The organism is Paenibacillus sp. ALE2 (assembly GCF_054113385.1).
Map to the genome: position 1 here is coordinate 5,353,856 of NZ_CM134213.1, position 18,299 is coordinate 5,372,154.

General features: G+C 46.9%; 18 protein-coding genes. 7 read left to right on the plus strand and 11 right to left on the minus strand.

The window, feature by feature from the left end:
• Window positions 1–156 precede the first annotated feature (156 nt).
• Window positions 157–354 (minus strand): cold shock domain-containing protein, encoded by a 198-nt coding sequence (locus ACXHJ1_RS23030; RefSeq protein WP_016819721.1) that lies wholly within the window; start codon window positions 352–354, stop codon window positions 157–159.
• Window positions 355–527: 173 nt separating this feature from the next.
• Between ACXHJ1_RS23030 and ACXHJ1_RS23035 the strand changes: the two genes are divergently transcribed.
• From ACXHJ1_RS23035 to ACXHJ1_RS23055, 5 genes are all read left to right on the plus strand, one after another.
• Window positions 528–761 (plus strand): hypothetical protein, encoded by a 234-nt coding sequence (locus ACXHJ1_RS23035; RefSeq protein WP_014599632.1) that lies wholly within the window; start codon window positions 528–530, stop codon window positions 759–761.
• A 7-nt stretch (window positions 762–768) separates the two neighbouring features.
• Window positions 769–957: a hypothetical protein gene (locus tag ACXHJ1_RS23040; protein ID WP_016819720.1), complete on the plus strand. Its 189-nt coding sequence runs from the start codon at window positions 769–771 to the stop codon at window positions 955–957.
• Window positions 958–1,156: 199 nt separating this feature from the next.
• A complete protein-coding gene (gene pepF, locus ACXHJ1_RS23045; RefSeq protein ID WP_017425846.1) occupies window positions 1,157–2,953 on the plus strand; it encodes an oligoendopeptidase F in 1,797 nt (598 codons plus the stop codon).
• Window positions 2,954–3,009: 56 nt separating this feature from the next.
• The gene (locus ACXHJ1_RS23050; protein ID WP_016819718.1) at window positions 3,010–3,432 is read left to right on the plus strand and encodes a LapA family protein; all 423 of its coding nucleotides are present in this window, start codon (window positions 3,010–3,012) and stop codon (window positions 3,430–3,432) included.
• Window positions 3,433–3,445: 13 nt separating this feature from the next.
• Window positions 3,446–4,483, plus strand: a complete 1,038-nt coding sequence (locus ACXHJ1_RS23055) for a M42 family metallopeptidase (protein WP_017425848.1) — start codon at window positions 3,446–3,448, stop codon at window positions 4,481–4,483.
• Between the two features lie 89 nt (window positions 4,484–4,572).
• On the opposite strand, the gene ACXHJ1_RS23060 is transcribed toward ACXHJ1_RS23055, so the two are convergent.
• The 9 genes from ACXHJ1_RS23060 to hemE all read right to left on the minus strand — a co-directional run bounded on the left by ACXHJ1_RS23060 (window position 4,573) and on the right by hemE (window position 14,763).
• Complete coding sequence (locus tag ACXHJ1_RS23060; protein WP_457905282.1) at window positions 4,573–6,522, minus strand: ABC-F family ATP-binding cassette domain-containing protein; 1,950 nt, start codon at window positions 6,520–6,522, stop codon at window positions 4,573–4,575.
• A 121-nt stretch (window positions 6,523–6,643) separates the two neighbouring features.
• Window positions 6,644–7,222 carry a TetR/AcrR family transcriptional regulator gene (locus tag ACXHJ1_RS23065; RefSeq protein WP_016819715.1) on the minus strand — a complete coding sequence of 193 codons (579 nt, stop codon included), beginning with the start codon at window positions 7,220–7,222 and terminating at the stop codon, window positions 6,644–6,646.
• Window positions 7,223–7,287: 65 nt separating this feature from the next.
• Window positions 7,288–8,094 (minus strand): DUF92 domain-containing protein, encoded by an 807-nt coding sequence (locus tag ACXHJ1_RS23070; RefSeq protein ID WP_107734324.1) that lies wholly within the window; start codon window positions 8,092–8,094, stop codon window positions 7,288–7,290.
• Window positions 8,095–8,266: 172 nt separating this feature from the next.
• Window positions 8,267–8,890, minus strand: coding sequence for a fumarylacetoacetate hydrolase family protein (locus ACXHJ1_RS23075; protein WP_457905283.1), 624 nt, complete (start codon window positions 8,888–8,890; stop codon window positions 8,267–8,269).
• Between the two features lie 39 nt (window positions 8,891–8,929).
• Window positions 8,930–9,700: a glycerophosphodiester phosphodiesterase gene (locus tag ACXHJ1_RS23080; protein ID WP_457905284.1), complete on the minus strand. Its 771-nt coding sequence runs from the start codon at window positions 9,698–9,700 to the stop codon at window positions 8,930–8,932.
• Window positions 9,701–9,781: 81 nt separating this feature from the next.
• Window positions 9,782–11,152, minus strand: coding sequence for a CapA family protein (locus tag ACXHJ1_RS23085; protein WP_457905285.1), 1,371 nt, complete (start codon window positions 11,150–11,152; stop codon window positions 9,782–9,784).
• Window positions 11,153–11,289: 137 nt separating this feature from the next.
• Window positions 11,290–12,735 (minus strand): protoporphyrinogen oxidase, encoded by a 1,446-nt coding sequence (gene hemY, locus ACXHJ1_RS23090; RefSeq protein ID WP_457905286.1) that lies wholly within the window; start codon window positions 12,733–12,735, stop codon window positions 11,290–11,292.
• A gap of 7 nt (window positions 12,736–12,742) precedes the next feature.
• Window positions 12,743–13,684, minus strand: coding sequence for a ferrochelatase (gene hemH, locus ACXHJ1_RS23095; protein WP_164965300.1), 942 nt, complete (start codon window positions 13,682–13,684; stop codon window positions 12,743–12,745).
• A gap of 32 nt (window positions 13,685–13,716) precedes the next feature.
• Window positions 13,717–14,763, minus strand: coding sequence for a uroporphyrinogen decarboxylase (gene hemE / locus ACXHJ1_RS23100; protein WP_017425856.1), 1,047 nt, complete (start codon window positions 14,761–14,763; stop codon window positions 13,717–13,719).
• A 231-nt stretch (window positions 14,764–14,994) separates the two neighbouring features.
• On the opposite strand from hemE, the gene ACXHJ1_RS23105 reads away from it, so the two are divergent.
• Window positions 14,995–16,215 (plus strand): MFS transporter, encoded by a 1,221-nt coding sequence (locus tag ACXHJ1_RS23105; RefSeq protein ID WP_457905287.1) that lies wholly within the window; start codon window positions 14,995–14,997, stop codon window positions 16,213–16,215.
• A 106-nt stretch (window positions 16,216–16,321) separates the two neighbouring features.
• Here the strand turns inward: ACXHJ1_RS23105 and ACXHJ1_RS23110 are convergent, their stop codons facing one another.
• Window positions 16,322–16,966 (minus strand): O-methyltransferase, encoded by a 645-nt coding sequence (locus ACXHJ1_RS23110; protein ID WP_290404078.1) that lies wholly within the window; start codon window positions 16,964–16,966, stop codon window positions 16,322–16,324.
• 156 nt (window positions 16,967–17,122) lie between these two features.
• Between ACXHJ1_RS23110 and ACXHJ1_RS23115 the strand changes: the two genes are divergently transcribed.
• Window positions 17,123–18,283: a THUMP domain-containing class I SAM-dependent RNA methyltransferase gene (locus tag ACXHJ1_RS23115; protein ID WP_013370466.1), complete on the plus strand. Its 1,161-nt coding sequence runs from the start codon at window positions 17,123–17,125 to the stop codon at window positions 18,281–18,283.
• Window positions 18,284–18,299: the final 16 nt, after the last annotated feature.

An 18,299-nucleotide genomic window follows, 5' to 3' on the forward strand; every position in this document is an offset into this window, starting at 1 on the left:
ATACCCTATTCCGGCCCAACCTTCTCATATCATAAACGTTTTTACGCAAAAAAGCGCAGCTCCTTAAATGTAAGGAACTGCGCTCTCAATTCATCGTTTAACCGTAATATATAAGACATCCGTAAAAACGGAACATTTCTTACAATTCAGTTACACTTACAGTTTGATTACGTTAGCTGCTTGTGGTCCACGGTTGCCTTCAGTAATTTCGAATTCAACATCTTGACCTTCTTCCAAAGTTTTAAAACCGTCGCCTTGGATTGCGGAGAAATGTACAAATACATCCTCGCCACCATCCACTTGGATGAAGCCATAACCTTTTTCTGCGTTAAACCATTTAACTGTACCTTTCAAGTGAACAACCTCCTAAAAATACCGCCATCTATGGCGAATATCCATATTATACTTCATGCTTTTTCACATTGCAATTGGTGTTTTTCCGGGTTTTACGGTCTGGAATGATTTGCTTTTGCGGCAGAAACTGCGGTATCATGAACCAAAACATCTATAAAATCGGAGACATGCATATGATGAAAAAACACGAAATATACAAAAAAGACAAGTGGAATATGATGACTGTCGAGGTGCAGGGCCGTTACATCGTTCTGCGGGAAATATCTGATGATTGGGGCGAGGAAGCTCACACGTTTTTGAGCCGTCCGGCGCTGATGCATTGGGCTGAAAATCGTTTCCCCAAGCAGTCCTTTCAAGATAATGAGGAAGAGTGGCAGCGGATCATGAACGCTTTCAAACAGGTGTAGCCTATTCATGGTGTCCAACAGCTATCTCATCTTCATTATTCTGGCCTTCACGCTGGGCGGAGTGCTGATCATGAAGCGTGAAACGATACCGACTCCTCTCAAAAAGTGGATGGCCCTCACTGCCGTAATCATGATTTGCCTTGCCTTTTATCTTATTGTATACAGCTTATTAAATATAGGTTCCAACCCACAGTAAGGAAAATTATACTTTCAGGGGCAAAAGGTCATACTATGGCATAACAAGCCATGGTATAAGGAGGATATGCCGTTACATGCATCCTGTAAAACCTCTTGCCCTGCTGCTTACGGTAAGCGTGGCGGTTTCTTCGTTTTGGCATCCGTCCCTTACCGCCGCAGCCCTATCCCACATTACGTTCGATCAGAGGAGGCTCTCCATGAGTGAAATTGTAAAACGCGCTGATGCGCCAGTGGAAAATACATGGAAACTGGAAGACCTGTTCCCCAACCGCAAGGCATGGGATCAAGAATACGAAGAAGTCAAACAATTGGCCAAAAAGGCTGCTCAATTCCAAGGCAAGCTCAATTCAGCCGAAGCGATTGGCAACTGCTTCAAACTCGAAGATGAGCTGTCACTTAAAACCGAGCGTGTATATGTGTATGCCCATCTTCACCATGATGAAGATACGGCTGAACCTACATATCAGGGTCTTTCGCAAAAAGCTAAAAAACTAGGCGTGGAAGTCAGCGAGTCTCTTTCATTCGTGACACCTGAAATTTTGGCGCTGCCCGATCATCAGCTTGATGCCTTCATTGAAGATCCGAAGCTTTCGGATTATAAGTTTACACTTCAAGAAATGAAACGGGAAAAAGCACATATTTTGGGCAAAACAGAAGAAGCACTGCTCGCTCAGGTTGGCAATCTGGCTCAAGCCCCGCAAACAATTTTCGGGATGCTTAACAATGCGGATCTGAAGTTTCCGAAAATTAAGGATGAGCATGGCAAAGAGGTCGAGCTGACTCATGGCAGCTACATTCAATTTCTCGAAAGTCCACACCGTGAAGTACGTGAACGTGCTTTTAAAGCGGTATATGACACATATGCCAAAAATAAAAATACGATTGCCTCTACATTGAGTGCTAATGTGAACAAAAATATTTTTTATTCTCGTGTTCGCAAATACCCTTCCGTACTGGAAATGTCACTATACGGTGATAATATTCCGAAAGAAGTGTATACGAATCTTATTGATACGATTCATGAAAGCTTGCCCCTGCTTCACCGTTATATCAAGTTGCGTAAGAAGCTGTTAGGTGTGGATGAGCTTCATATGTATGATTTATTCGCTCCGCTTGTAGACGAATACAAGATGGACATTACGTATGAAGACGCCAAAAAGCAAACCAAAGAAGGCCTTAAGCCTCTGGGCGAGGACTATCTGGCTTCATTGCAAAAAGGCTATGATGAGCGCTGGATTGACGTATACGAAAATGAAAATAAGCGTACAGGCGCCTATAGCTGGGGAGCTTATGGCACCCACCCTTATGTGCTCCTGAACCATAAAGATAACCTGAACAGCATGTTCACGCTTGCGCATGAAATGGGGCATGCGCTGCATTCGTACTATTCAGACAACGCATTGAAGTACCGGGATGCACAGTATACCATTTTCCTGGCTGAAGTGGCTTCCACTACTAATGAAGCCTTGCTGATGGATTATTTGCTGAACAAGTCTACCGATCCAAAAGAGAAAATGTACCTTCTCACCTACTATGCGGACCAATTCCGTACAACAGTATTCCGTCAAACGATGTTTGCGGAATTTGAGAAGATTGTACATGAGCGTGCTGAACAGGGAGAATCCCTTACACCGCAGCTTTTGTCGGAGATTTACTATGATTTGAATGTGAAATATCACGGACCTGGCATGAAGGTAGACAAAGACATAGAAATGGAATGGGCACGAATCCCTCATTTCTATAACAGCTTCTATGTCTACAAATATGCTACTGGCTTCTCGGCAGCAACCAGTTTTTCGAAACAGATTCTGGAAGAAGGCCAGCCAGCCGTTGACCGTTACTTAGGCTTCCTAAAGAGCGGTGGCAGTGATTATTCAATCAATATTTTGAAGAAAGCTGGCGTTGACATGTCCTCTCCGCAGCCGATTCGCGAAGCCATGAGCGTATTTGAAGAAGTCATTACGGAAATGGAAAAGCTAACTGAAGGAAAGTAAAACCGTGCACACTTCGAATCCCGCATTAAAAAGATGCACGGATAAATCCCTTGTCCATGGAGGACAAGGGATTTTATAATGTAACGGGAGGAGGTGGCATTTTGAAAACACAATGGTCTTTGATTGCAGCACTTGTTATAGCTTTGTTAACAGCTGTTTTTGCTGTTATTAATGTCAATTCGGTTCAAGTGAACCTTCTGTTTAGCAGGGTCAGCATTCCTTTGATTCTGCTTATTCTCGGTTGCACTCTTTTAGGTGGACTTATTGTCGGTTCTTTCGGAATCTTCCGTCAATATAGGCTTCAGAGAGAGATCAAGCGTCTGACTAATCAGCTTCATACACTACAAGAAGAGCACACATCGGCAGTGGAAGCATACGCGAATGTGTCCAATGACACGACTGGTTCTTCCAGCACGGTGTCTACATCCGACCCAGGTATAGAGCAACCGTCCTCTAACCCTGATCGGTTGTCCAAATGAGGAGGAGCAACAAATGACAATTCAATTCAATGAAAACTATATCATGAGCTTTTTAAATCAGCTTTTGAACACGCCCAGTCCTAGCGGATATACACATCATGTGATGGAGCTGATTCGTAAGGAAGCCGAAAAGCTAGGGGTACCCATCGAATGGAATGCAAAAGGTGGTGCTATCCTGACTCTGGAAGGTGAAGAAACGGACCATACAGTGGCGCTTAGCGCGCATGTGGATACATTGGGGGCGATGGTTCGTTCGATTACAGCGCAAGGTACCCTACGCCTGACATCTGTGGGTGGCTTCATGATGAACAGCATTGAGAACGAATACTGCCTTATTCATACCAGAAGCGGACAAACGTATACGGGCACTATTCTATCCAGCCACCCATCCGTGCACGTCTATGATGATGCACGAAGCTTTGAGCGCAAGGAGAGCCATATGGAGGTACGGATTGACGAGCTTGTCGAGTCGAAAGAAGACGTGCTTCAGCTCGGTATTTCGGTGGGCGATTTTATTTCGTTCGAAGCGCGCCCAGTCGTAACGCCCAGTGGCTTTATCAAGTCGCGGCACTTGGATGATAAAGCCAGCGTAGCGGCACTGTTTGGTTTATTAGAATCATCTGTACATGGAGGCTGGAAGCCTCGACATACTGTTAAATTGCTCATTTCCAACTATGAGGAAGTGGGGCACGGAGCGGCCTACATACCTGAAGGAATCAGTGAGATGATTGCTGTCGACATGGGCTGCATAGGTGAAGATCTGAGCTGCAAGGAAACGGACGTTTCCATCTGTGCCAAAGACTCTTCAGGCCCTTACGACTATAACATGACGACCCGTCTGATTGAGCTGGCCAAGGAGCTGAATATTCCGTATGCGGTAGATATTTATCCGCACTATGGTTCAGACGCTTCGGCTGCGCTTAAAGCAGGCAATAACATTCGTGCCGCACTGATCGGACCTGGTGTACACGCCTCTCACGCAATGGAGCGCACGCATAAGCAGGCCGTATTAAACACTGCCCGTCTGCTTGCGGCTTATGTAACAGCCTAACCATTTTATGCTGCATGGAAAACAGGTGCACATACTTCTACTTCTACAAAAAAGCAAGCCTCCATCTAAATGGAGACTTGCTTTTATTTTTAAGATTTACTTTGTTCAATTTGCTCGGCTAGCTCATTCAAATAGGTCCAACGTTCCATTTGGTACTCTAGATGCTGTTCAGCCTTCGCTTGCTCAGCCATCAGCTCCTGCAACCGTGCCGAATCGCTGAAAGATTCCTCCATCTGTCGCTGAATGTCGGCCAATTTCTGTTCGGCTTGTTCAATCAGCTCATCAATCTGCTCATATTCCCGCTGTTCCTTAAAGGTAAATTTAAGCTTGGGTTTATTTGCCCCATTGACTGATTCGGAAGGACCCGCAGACTTAGGTGCAGAAGACCGATTCGAGGAAGCTGTACCCGGCGAGACAGACGTATTTGCAGAAAGCTGTGCATTTTTACTGATCCATTCTGCATACTCGCTATAGTCGCCTACATGTACACGTACCTGTCCATTCCCTTCGAATGCCAGTATTTTGTCCACGGTCCGATCCAGGAAATAACGATCATGGGAAACGATAAAAACTACGCCTGGGAATTCATCCAGATAGTCTTCCAAAACGGAAAGAGTCTGAATATCGAGATCATTTGTCGGTTCATCCAGCAATAGTACATTTGGTGCGGACATAAGGACACGCAGCAGATACAAGCGACGTTTTTCGCCCCCGGACAAACGAGAAATAACCGTCCATTGCGCACTTGGTGCAAACAGAAAACGCTCCAGCATCTGCGCAGCTGTAATCGTCGAACCGTCTGCCGTACGAATCACTTCCGCTTCTTCCTTAATATATTCAATGACACGCAAGGATTCGTCCATTTCCTGATGTTCTTGAGTAAAATAACCGAGTTTCACAGTTGGTCCCAATACAACACTGCCGGAATCTGGTTCTACACGCTGGGCAATCATTTGGAGCAGAGTGGATTTTCCACTCCCGTTAGGTCCCAGGATGCCCACACGATCACCAGGAACCGCAATGTAACTCAAATCCTGAATCAGCTTACGGGAATCTACCGATTTGGACAAATGCTCTATCTCCAATATCTTTTTACCCAGACGTGTGGAGGCCACGGACATATCTACAGATCCAGAACGAGCTTCCGGTTGCTGATCCCTAAGCTGCTCATATCGGTCAATACGCGCTTTCTGCTTGGTCGAACGTGCCTTTGCACCTCGACGAATCCAGGCCAGCTCATTACGCAGCAGGTTCTTCCTTTTTTGTTCCGAAGATGCTTCCCGCTCCTCGCGTTCTTCCTTCAGCTCCAGAAAACGGGTATAGTTAGCTTCATAACGGAAAAGGCGACCATGATCCAGCTCTAACATGACATTAGCAACTCTATCCAGAAAATAGCGATCATGCGTGATCATTAACAACGCACCACGTCTCTTTTGCAAATATTGCTCCAACCACGCAACGGAATCATTATCAATATGGTTGGTAGGCTCGTCCAAAATGAGCAGCTCACAAGGTTGGATCAAAGCCGCAGCCAAAGCAACCCGTTTACGCTGACCACCAGAGAGAACTCCCATACGAGACTCAAACTGAGTGATTCCCAGTCGGGTAAGTATATTTTTGGCCTCGCTCTCCAGCTGCCATGCTTGGAACGTATCCATTTGCTGACTTGCTCGCAGCAGGCGGTTTTGGAGCTCCTCGCTACCCGGATTCAATTCCAGTAATTCCATCGTTTCTGTATATTCACGCACTGCTTTCATTTCAGGCTGGTTGCCATGAAAAATATGCTGGAGTACCTTCATTTCAGGATCAAACTCCGGATTTTGTGCCAGATACTGAATTCGCACATCGTTGTTCACTGCAATATTACCGTCATCTGGCGGCTCTAGGCCGGAAATTACACGTAAAAACGTTGATTTACCAGTACCATTTACACCAACAACCCCTATTTTGTCGCGCTCATCCATACCAAAGGAAACATCCTCGAACAACATTTTCTCGCCGTAGCTTTTGGTTATATGTTCAACGGTCATAATATTCATTACAGATTCCCTACTCTTCCCCGATTTTGTGATGCATCTTGTTTATTTTAACACAGACACAGCCAATGATTAAAAAAACCGTTAGCTGAACAAAGCCAGTACGGTTTTAAAAGACCACATGTCAGAATTTTTGTACTCCGGCCTCACAGCCATGCATAAATAAATTAGCTGCCAATGCAGCCGTCTGATCCACGTCACATGCACGGAAATTTTGGTTCAACAAAATATCCATTTTTAGGCGTTCCATCATACCAATGAATGCCTTGGCATGAAATTCGGGCTGCGGCACACCCTCTGACGCCAGTTTATTTTTTACCAGATCGGTATAGTCCTGAATAAATCCCCGCATAAACTCCATAAGATCAGGGTCACTATTAGGAGTCATAAAAAATAATTTAGTATGCTGCTTGCGTTTGTAATAATAGTGGAGATGCAAATTCGCCATCCGCAGCAGTCCCTCTCCCAAAGTACGATTGACCAATGCACCTTGCATTTCGGATAGATATTGTTCGCAATCTCTACGTGTGACTGCTGTAAATAACTGCTCTTTACTTTTAAAGTACAAGTATACCGTGCCTTTAGCAACACCCGCTTGTTCTGCAATTTCGGAAATTTTGCTTTCATAAAAGCCTTTGGTGCCGAAGACAGTGTAAGCGGCGTCCAAAATAGCTTCATATTTATCTCCGTGCATATCCCCCATCTTTGCACCTCCTGAAACAATGATTGAAGCACGCAGTTATTCTCTAGAACGATCTCCAGCCTGGCTCATAGCATAAAGAAGATACCTGCAAGAGCGACCAATCCTCCGAAAATAGAGCTGATGCTATTCACCCGATCATTGCTCATCCAATGCCAGCCTCGTAGATAGACTGTCGTTTGCCCACAATGCGAGTCTACCTCTACTTCCCGTTTGCAAACTGGGCAGAAACGCATCAACTGCACTGTAGCACCAAGATAGGAATCAGCGAAGGCTCCAGCACTGCCAGATAACCCTCCGATCAGCGCCCACAGCCATATTGGCAATTCCGGCATACCTACGGCGTATCCAAAGCCCCATGCGCCTATACCGATCAGTATGCCACCGGCCAAGGCCGCAGCCGTTCCCAATACAGATACTCCTCCTGAGGTTCCGGGTGCCAGCACCTTCCCGGTAAGCACCGAACGAGGCGGCTTACGACTCAGGCTTCCAAATTCCGTTGCCCACGTATCAGCTGTGACCGTAGCCATAACACCGACAAATGCTAGTTGCCAGGCAACATGAGGCCATATCGCATAACCTAGGCATAGCAGCATGCCTAAGCCCCCATTGGCCCACACTTGTCCTGCATCCCGGTTACCGGTTTTGGCATATGACTTTTCAAGCTCAGCCTTGCGCTCCTTTTTGAACTTCGACAATAGAGTGGACGTGATAAAGAATAAGAGCAATGTGCCGAACCAAAACAGGTTGCCTGCCCCATAATACACAGTTCCCATCAGTACAGCCGCAGCAAAGCCGGATAAGGTTAAGGATTTTTTATAAAATGCAGCCCCCGCCACTACAGCAGCGGAAAGCAACCCAATGATCCAGTCCATGATATACCCCCGCATTTGAGATGAATCTCTGTTTTTCGCTTTTAGTTCTGTAGGTTCTGTATATCATTGTACAATGCTATACGCTTATATAAAAGCCGTGCCCCATGCTTTCGCACAAGACACGGCCTTCACAAGGCTTTTTAAATCATCTTCATTAATGCCGTCTGTAGATTTAGCCGATGATGAAGCTTCCCTGACGGTCACTCCCCCAATAAAGCTCAAAGCGGTCCCCGCTCGCTGTAGGCCCTACACCCGCCGGAGTGCCTGTAAAAATAATGTCACCCTCACCCAGTCCATATTGAGTCGCTATATATTCAACGATGTGCTGGATGGAAAAGATCATGTCCTTGATATGCCCACGCTGCACCTCTTGTCCATTTTTGAGCAAGGAAAAATCCTTCTTCTCCAGCATGTCCAAGCTCTCTAAAGGCAAGAACGGTGTCACAGGTGCAGACGATTTAAAGCCTTTGGCAGCAGTCCATGGATGACCTTTTTTCTTGAGCGTACTTTGTACATCACGCAGGGTAAAATCAATGCCAAACGCAAAAGCGTTCAGACACGCATCTGCGGTCATGCCTGGTTCGTAGTTACGTCCTACAGCCACCACCAGTTCAGTCTCAAAATGAATATCTCCCTTACCCTGAGGAAGCTCCAGCTTAGCACCATCCAATGGCACAACCGCATGAGATGGTTTCAAGAAAATCATCGGTTCTGAGGGAACATCATTCCCCAGTTCCTCCGCATGCAACTTATAATTGCGTCCGACACAATAAACATTACGAATTTCCACATTCATTACGATCCGTCACCCTTTCTGCGTATGTAGTCCAATTGATTAACGAATAAGTTTACGTATATAGTGCCACAACCGGGACTTGGAAAGCAAAAAAACCTGCTCCCAGCGATCCGGCCAGTTGGTACAGATCATCAATTCAGGATGCAATGAGGACAATCTCCGCATGATACGCCGGTCATCCACCGTCCACGCCATGACCGTAATCCCCCGCCCGATCAAATCTTTCAAGAGCTTTCGGTCCAACCGTGGATAACCCATAGATAAAAATGTACATTGTAAATTTTCTAATTGCTTTGCCAAATCGTCTGGACGCGCATCAATAATCAGCCCGGTACGGATTTCGGGTGCCAGTTCTTTTGCTCGGCGCAAGGCCGCACGCTCAAAAGAGGTTAAAACCACCTCACCCTCCATCCCCCTCATTATAATTTCACGAAGGACGGCTTTCTCTAGTCCCGGATACATATCACCAGCAGTTTTGAGCTCAATATTGAGCGACACACGTCCCTGGCACAGATCAAGCACTTGGGCGAGGGACGGAATAGGTTCCCCGTGATATTGTGCATTTTTCCAGCTACCTGCATCGAGTCGTTGTAAGTCTTTCCAGTCTGCATCCTTTACTCGTCCCGTACCGTTCGTCGTTCGCTCCAGCGTAAAATCATGAAAGACCACCGGAACACCGTCCTTTGACAGCTGTACATCCAGTTCAATCCAGTGCACAAAAGGCTGTTCCAGTGCAAGATTAAAGGCTGCCATCGTGTTCTCGGGAGCAATTCCCGAGAAGCCGCGGTGAGCCACGCACATATGATTCATCCCGTTATGACCTCCATTCACAAAGGAGTCGCTCATACGATCGTTCCGTCCATGTCCATATTAACAATTTCTTTCTTACTGCTACTGAACGCTTACCATACCATCCACACCTATCGAGACATTGCTTGGTGACAGTGCCGCTACTTTCTGCAAAATTTTGCTGGCCTCCGCATCCTTCAATGGAATCGGTTGACCCAGGTCCGCTCGGTAAGGGGTCAGCTTCATCTTACAGTCCCCGTTCCGGGTACAGGTGGCCTGAAATATCGCTGTATCCCAGGTGGCTGGCACCGTTGATTTAGAAAAAATAAAATTGCCTGTGCTGTATGCAATCCATTTGCCTTTATATTGCTCCATCCCTTGTAGCACATGAGGATGACCGCCAACGACAAGATCAGCCCCAGCGTCAATAAAAGCGTGAGATAACTCAGTTTGATGGGGCTCAAGTGCAGTGGCTCGCTCCTTGCCCCAATGGGCAACCACAATCACCAAATCAGCCTGATTTCGTGCCTCACGAATGGACTTTACGATCGCGGTCGAATCATAAGCCCCCGCTACACCGGGCTGCTGGGCACCTGCATTCCAGTTGGCTTCAGGCATGACACGTGTAGCCCCCAACAACGCAATTTTAATCCCGTTACGTTCAAAATAATGCGGCGCATACGCTTCTTTGGCATTGCGTCCAGCTCCAGCATGGGCTATACCCTTTTCATCCAAATAGTTCAGTGTATCCAGTAATCCGCTTGTCCCCTGATCCAAAATATGATTGTTGGCCAAATTTACAGCATCGATCCCTGCCGCTACCATTGCAGTTAGCGCCTTGGGCGAAGATTTATACACATACGTTTTATTTAACGCTCCAACGCCATTAGTGGTCACCGGTGTTTCCAGATTGGCAATCGTTAGATCGTCTTTATGGAACAAGCTCCCGAGATATTGGTATGGAAAATCAAACCCATTCTGCTCCAACCTCTGCTCAACTTTACCAGAGAACTGCACATCCCCTATGAAGTGAAGTGTAACTGCTGGAGAATTGCCATCATCATTGTTTGTATCCTTCTTTGGCGAATTCTCCTGTGCTTGCCTGTCTTTCTCCGAAGATGATTTTGCTCCTGAAGAGCTGCCTTCGGAGGCATTGGTGTCGGGCGTTGTCACGGGAGAACTGCTTGTGCCTGGAACGGTAGATTCCTTCGTTTCATTAACTTCTTCACTTCCTGAGGGAGTAGGGTACTCATCATCATTAGCAGACCCCGTTGGGATGTTCTTTTCAGTTTGCGAATACTGGGCGTTTTCCGCAAGAGAATCACTACTATCGCGTTCAAATATGTAATAATAACCGAAAAGACCTACGATCATTAGCAGCAAGACTAGATTCGTAATGATCCAAGCCTTGCCTATTTTTGGTTTTCTTGCTTTCTTTCGACCTTCATTTCTCTGTGACCTGGGAGGGTACATTCTTCACTCCTTCTATGCTACTACATATGCATGAATTCCTTATTAGCTGGCGAATTTTACACCTTCTCCATTATATATCAAATTTCTATATAAATAGAACCCCTCGCCTGGATCGCGAAGGGTTCATAATCGAACATTTATACCTGTACCTTAACGGCTTCCTGCTGTGCCGCTTGAACAGCATGGGAAGCCCATTCCTTGGCCTGACGGATACAGTCCGGCAAACCGATCGCATCATAGCCAGCGCCTAAAACGTACACCCCTGGCATCGCACTGCGCAGCTCTTCCCGCAGATCATCTATAGCCTGTGGGTGCCCCACCGGATATTGCGGCATGGAATGACGAAGACGCGTAATTTCTGTGAATAGCGGAGTTGCTGTAACTCCCATCATCTCTTTCAAATCCTTGCGTACCACCGCAATCAGCTCATTATCCGGTAATTCTACTGTTTCTTCAGCACCTGCTCGCCCTACATAACAACGCAACAGTACCTTATCGTCTGGGCTGGTATGTAGCCATTTGGCGGACGTCCACGTACATGCAGTCACGCTACGTCCTTCCTTGCGAGGAACCAGGAAACCGGAGCCGTCAAAGACGTTTTCAATATCTGTTTTATCAAAGGCCATGACTACGTTCGCTACGGATACATATTTTACAGCTTCCAGTGCAGTCACATTTACATGATCTCGCAGTAGCGGCGCAGCAGCGAAGTTAGGAGTCGTTACAAAAATATCGTCTGCCTCCAGCGTCTCTCCATTGTCCAACATAACGCGATAGGAACTTCCTTCATTTTCAGTCGTCTTTGTGAATTCGGTAACAGCAATTCCGGTGCGTAAATCACAGTCATACAAATCATTCAGCAATGCATGCACCAAACTTTGCAAGCCTTGACGGAAGGTCAAAAAAGCGCTTTTCTTGGTACCTGTATGCGTTTCAGCAGGTTTTCGACCTGTCATCATTCCGTGAATGAGGCTTCCATATTGCTGCTCCACCTCAGCAAACTGTGGAAAAGTAGCCTGCAGACTTAGCGTCTTCATGTTGGCAGCATAGATTCCCGCCAGCAGTGGCTCGGTTACATTCTCCAGCACTTCTTTGCCCAGTCGGCGTTCAATAAAATCACCCAGCGCCTCATCTCCCGGTTCACGACGAGGCGGAATGACAAAATCCATCATAGCCCGCATTTTTCCACCTAAAGAGATCAAGCCGCTGCGTAAAAAGGGTTTCAGCTCTGTTGGAATGCCCAGCACCAGCCCAGGAGGCATCGGATGAAGCCGACCTTCATGCAAAATATATGTCTTTTTAGCCTCAGGGTTCGTGCTTACAAGCTCATGATCCAGCTCCAACTCTTTTGCCAGATCTATCATAGCCGTTTTCCGGGCCAGAAAGGAATCTGGCCCCTTTTCAATGACAAAACCATCTTTATGCAATGTTTCAATTTTTCCGCCCAGCACGGAAGCTTTCTCCACCAGCGTAATTCGAGGTGTGTAGCCAGCTTCTTTGTACATTTTCCGTGTATAAAAAGCAGTGCTAAGCCCGGTCAAGCCTCCGCCTACAATTACAATATTACGTACCTTTTGCTCCATTATGTCCTCATCCCTTTTTCCATTGGTCTATGATGACATCACTAAGCGTCTCCATATACAGTGGGTCACTGTTGAGTGAATCAATACGCTGAAAACGCATATCCAGTTCCTTTGCCAAAGCCTGTGCTTCAATATCCAGGTCGTATAACACCTCTAAGTGATCAGAAACAAAGCCGACTGGCGCAGCCAGCACATACTCCACTTGCTCTTCCTTCAGACTGTGCATGGTATCCAAAATATCTGGTCCCAGCCATGGTTCTGCTGTACGGCCGGCACTTTGCCACGTAAACTGCCAGTTGGTAATTCCCGCCTTATCCGCAACAGCCTGCGAAGTAGCCATTAATTGCTCCACATAAGGATCACCCATAGCCAAAATCCGCTCAGGCAAGCTGTGCGCACTGAACAGAACACGAACTTCGTCCCGCTTGGCTCCCGCTTCTTCAAAAAGCGCCAGTTTCGCATTCACACGCTCAGTCAGCGTCTTGATTAGCTTTGGATGAAGATAATAGCTCTCCACAAACGATATGGCCAGATCCAGTTCCTGTGCCTTAGCCTGTGCACGCTTGATATAAGAGCCTACACTCATAACGGAATAATGCGGAGCCAGCACGACACCCACCGCCGTACGAATGCCATCTTGAACCATCGCTTCGACACCGTCCTCAATAAACGGCTTGGCGTGTTTGAGCCCCTGATAACAGACAAATTCTATGTCCGGGTTGCGATTTTCCTGGTTTAAGGTTTCCTGCAGGTTGTGAACCTGTCGATCTGTGTTCTGACGCAACGGAAACACGCCGCCCACAATGGCTTCGTAGCGATCTTTTAATTCTTTCAACTGCTCCGGTGAGGGAGCATGACCACGGCGAATATGTGTATAATACGCTTCAACCTGGTCCAGATTCTCCGGCGTCCCGTAGGACATGACCAGTACACCCACTTTAGTTTTCATTGGCAGATCCCTCTTATCTTTTCTAGTTGTATTTAGTTCTTTGACAAAACAGAGCGAGAATACTCATGTACATAATCGGTAAGCTCTCTTAGCTTATCTAGCGAGGCTTCAGGAAATAAGCCGTGACCAAGATTAAAAATGTAGCCCGGCTCCAGGATGCCTTCATCTACAATGGTTTTTGCATACTGCTTGATCACATTCATCGGCGCAGTAAGTACATAAGGGTCCAAATTCCCCTGTACTCCAAAATTGTTACCCAAGCGGCGACGGCCTTCAGGTATACTTACCCGCCAGTCCAGTCCAATCACATCGGCTTTTACCCCGCTCAAATGCGGAAGCAATTCACCGGAGCTTACGCCTGGAAAATAAATTTTAGGCACATTCAGATCAGATAACTCATGGAAAATACGTACAATGGTCGGCAACACAAAAGTTTGAAAATCATAAGGCGAGAGTGCACCTACCCAGCTATCAAACAATTGAAAAGCCTTACCGCCGTTAGCGATATGGGCCCGCACGTATGTAATAACCATATCCCCTAGCTTATCCATCAAACGACGCCACAGTTCAGGCTCTCCATACATCATCGCTTTGGTGCGAATATATCCCTTGGAGGGTCTTCCTTCTATTAAATAGCTTGCAATAGTAAAAGGCGCTCCAGCAAACGTGATCAATGGCACGTTCAACTCACGGTCTAAAATACGGATGGTTTCCAAAATATGACCCAAATCGCGTTCTACATCAATCGGACGCAAGTTGTCTACGTCTGCAGCTGACCGGATCGGATTATCAATAACCGGGCCAATATTTTTGACAATATCAAAATCAACCCCTAGCGAGGCTACCGGATTCATAATATCAGAATATAAAATTGCAGCGTCCACCCCAAGCTTGCGGACGGGCATCAACGTCACTTCTGCGGCCAACTCGGGCTGGCGACAAATTTCAAGCAGCGTATATTTTTCCTTAATTTTGCGATACTCAGGGTCATACCTTCCGGCCTGCCGCATGTACCATACGGGAATATGATCCACAGCTTGCTTGCGGCAAGCGCGGATAAAAGTATCATTGTAGGTCATGACTTCAGCCTCCAGTTCGAATCATAAATACTATATTTTATTATGCCCTTTTTCAAGAGTCGTAACAACCGCCGCTCTCAAACAAACCATGACAAACCCATGACATTTGGATAAAGTTTCAATGAAGTGTGCTATACTAGAGAAATGGCTTTTTTAAAGCTCCGGGAAAGTTATACATGAATAAGCACCTTTACAACAGGATGAGAATGGCAGAAAGGAAGTGAAAGCACATTGAAAACGTGGGAGACATGGAAAATCAATCTCATTGTGCTTTGGTTCGGTCAGTTTCTGGTCAATGCGGGAATTACAATGATTACTCCGTTCCTTGCCCTGTATTTGGCTCAAGACCTCCATGTGAAGGGCGAGCACGATATAGGTCTGTGGGCAGGAGTTATTTTTGCAGCTAACTTTTTGACCTCGTTTATATTTCAGCCATTATGGGGCAAGCTGGCCGACCGATATGGACGTAAAGTCATGCTGCTTCGCTCAGGCTTTGGCATGGCTCTGGTCATCGGGTGTATGGGTTTGGTCACCCACCCATGGCAACTGCTGGCGCTACGCCTGCTAAACGGTACAATTTCGGGTTTCAACCCGGCTTCTATTTCCCTAGTGTCGGGTACCACTCCCAAAGAGCGAACCGGATTTGCTATGGGAATTATGCAATCCGGTCAAATGGCTGGCACGATTCTCGGCCCTTTGCTAGGTGGATTTTTGGCTGACTGGGTGGGATTCAGACCGATCTTTTACATTACAGGAGCTCTTATTTTCCTAGCCTCTCTAATGGCAATGTTTTTGGTTAAAGAAAATTTCAGCAAAGCGGAAGCCGCACGAATTCCACAAATTTCGGTTCTTGCCGGATTAAAGGAGCTAAGCCATACGCCCCAGCTTCCGGCTTTGTTCACCGTAACGTTCTTACTCCAGTTTGCTATGATCAGTACCGTTTCTCTGCTACCTTTGTATGTGCAAAAGCTATATGGCTCGGCAGAAGGAATTGCACTGGTTGCCGGATTCGTTACCGCTATTACAGGCGTATCCAATATGGTAGCCGCACCGCTCCTTGGACGATTAAGTGACAAAATAGGAGCACACAAGATCTTGACAATCGCACTGCTTGGAACGGCAGTTATGCTCATTCCGCAAGCTTTTGTCAATGAAGTATGGCAGCTTGTCATTATCCGTTTTTTCATGGGTGTGTTTATGGGCGGTCTGCTACCAAGCGTAAATGCGCTGATTCGCACCTATACACCGGAAGGAATGGAAAGCCGCTCTTTCGGATTCAATACCAGTTCGCTGGCGCTCGGGAATATGCTGGGTGCGGTCATTGGCGGAGTGCTTTCCGGATTTATCGGCATCGAAGGACTGTTCATTATGTCTGGTGTGCTGCTGATCGTCAATATCATCTGGGTACGTATGAAGCTTTTTGATCGTAAGGTTACGCCTCATTTCAGGTAAGACAACCTTCAGGTAGGACAGCCTGCCTTAACAGACAAGAACCTCCGCTCCACGCTGCTGTGGATAAGGAGGTTCTTTTTGGTATAGCTACATTTAGGGACGCCCGTTACTTCACTCGTGCCAATGCCAATCCATCATAAGCTGGCAAAAGTGTACTGACTAGCCGTGGGTCCGTTGCTATCGTTTCGTTAAAACGTCTCACGGCCTGTACGGCAGGTCCGTTCTTGTCTGTGTTCAGTGTCCGTCCCCGAAGAAAACAGTTATCTCCGGCAATTATAGCGCCTGGATTGGCCAGTGCAATCGCATACTCTAGATACACTGGGTAATTTTCCTTATCCGCATCAATGAAGAAAAAATCAAAAGTCTTTCCTTCTTCCTGAAGCTTCTTCAGGCTGTCGACTGCGGGTCCAATACGATACTCGACACGATCACCGTAGCCATTGTTTTTCAGATGTTGATGAGCCAGCGCTGCATACGCCTCTTTTAGCTCCAGGGACACGATGCGACCTTTCTCTCCCAGCCCACGGGCCAGGCATAATCCACTGTACCCTCCTAATGCTCCGATCTCCAGTACCTGCTGTGCGCCTGAGACTTCAATGAGAAAGGTCAACAGCTTTCCATAAGGATGAGCAACCGATACCTCCGGCATCCCTTCCTTAACAATAGCCTCCCTAATGCTGCGCAGCGCCTCATCCTCCTGTACCAGCTGGTCTACATATTGTTCAGGTGTCATATTAGGTGTAATTTCCACGTTTCATCTCTCCTTCTTGCTTTATCATAACGCAGGTTGGACGCGGTGTCCTTCGTAAATTATTTGCCTTAACGATTTGTCTCTTCGAGTACAATGACCTATACTATAGGGATTGAACCAAGCTTACATGATTATGAGACGGAGTGAATACGTTTAATGACTCAACTGCAACTAATTGCAACTGCGCCGATGGGACTGGAAGCCGTTGTGGCCCGAGAACTCAGAGAACTGGGGTACACGGATCTGACCGTCGAGAATGGCCGCGTCGTTTTTTCCGGAGATTATAAGGATATATGCCGATGCAACCTGTGGCTTCGCACATCTGACCGCGTTCTTATTAAAATGGGCGAATTTGCTGCTACTACCTTCGACGAGCTGTTCGAGGGTACTAAGGCATTGCCTTGGCAGGATTGGATTCCTGTAGATGGTGAATTTCCCGTAGAGGGACGTTCACACAAATCACAGCTTAGTAGCGTACCAGCCAGTCAAGGAATCGTCAAGAAGGCGATTGTAGAAAAGCTCAAGGAAACCTACCATACAGACTGGTTTGCTGAAGATGGTCCTCGTTACGTCATTGAGGTCATTCTATTGAATGACCGTGCACTGATAACGCTGGACACAACTGGTCCAGGACTGCACAAACGAGGCTACCGCAAGCTTGTTACAGAGGCGCCTCTCAAAGAAACAATGGCTTCTGCTCTTATTCAGCTTAGTCGCTGGAGCCCGGATCGACCCTTCTATGACCCATGCTGCGGTTCCGGTACTTTATTGGTCGAAGCTGCTATGCAAGCCTGGAACATTGCTCCAGGCCTGAGACGTACCTTTAACTCGGAAGACTGGCCTGTTATTGGTAGAGAATTATGGAATCAGGCTCGCGACGAGGCGATGGATCTGACTCGTGATGATATTCCTTTTGAGATTGCAGGTAGCGATATCGATCCTAGCGCTATACAAGTTGCTGAAGCAGCTGTAAAAGCAGCAGGCTTTGCTAAAGACATCTCACTAAAGGTGCTGCCTGCCAGCAAGGTTAGGCTTGAGGGCCAGTATGGTGTAATGATTACAAATCCACCTTACGGCGAAAGACTGAGCGAGCAAGCCGAGGTGGAAAAGCTGATTCGTACACTCGCACGCACGGCAGCCGAAATGAAGACTTGGTCCTTCTTTGCCATCAGCTCCACCAAGCAATTTGAGCATTATTGGGGCCGCAAAGCCGACAAGCGCCGTAAGCTGTTTAACGGCCGAATTGAATGCCAATACTATCAGTATCTGGGCCCTCTGCCTCCGCGCCGCAAAGATACTTCGCCGTTGCAGTCCTAAATGTTCGAGATATAGG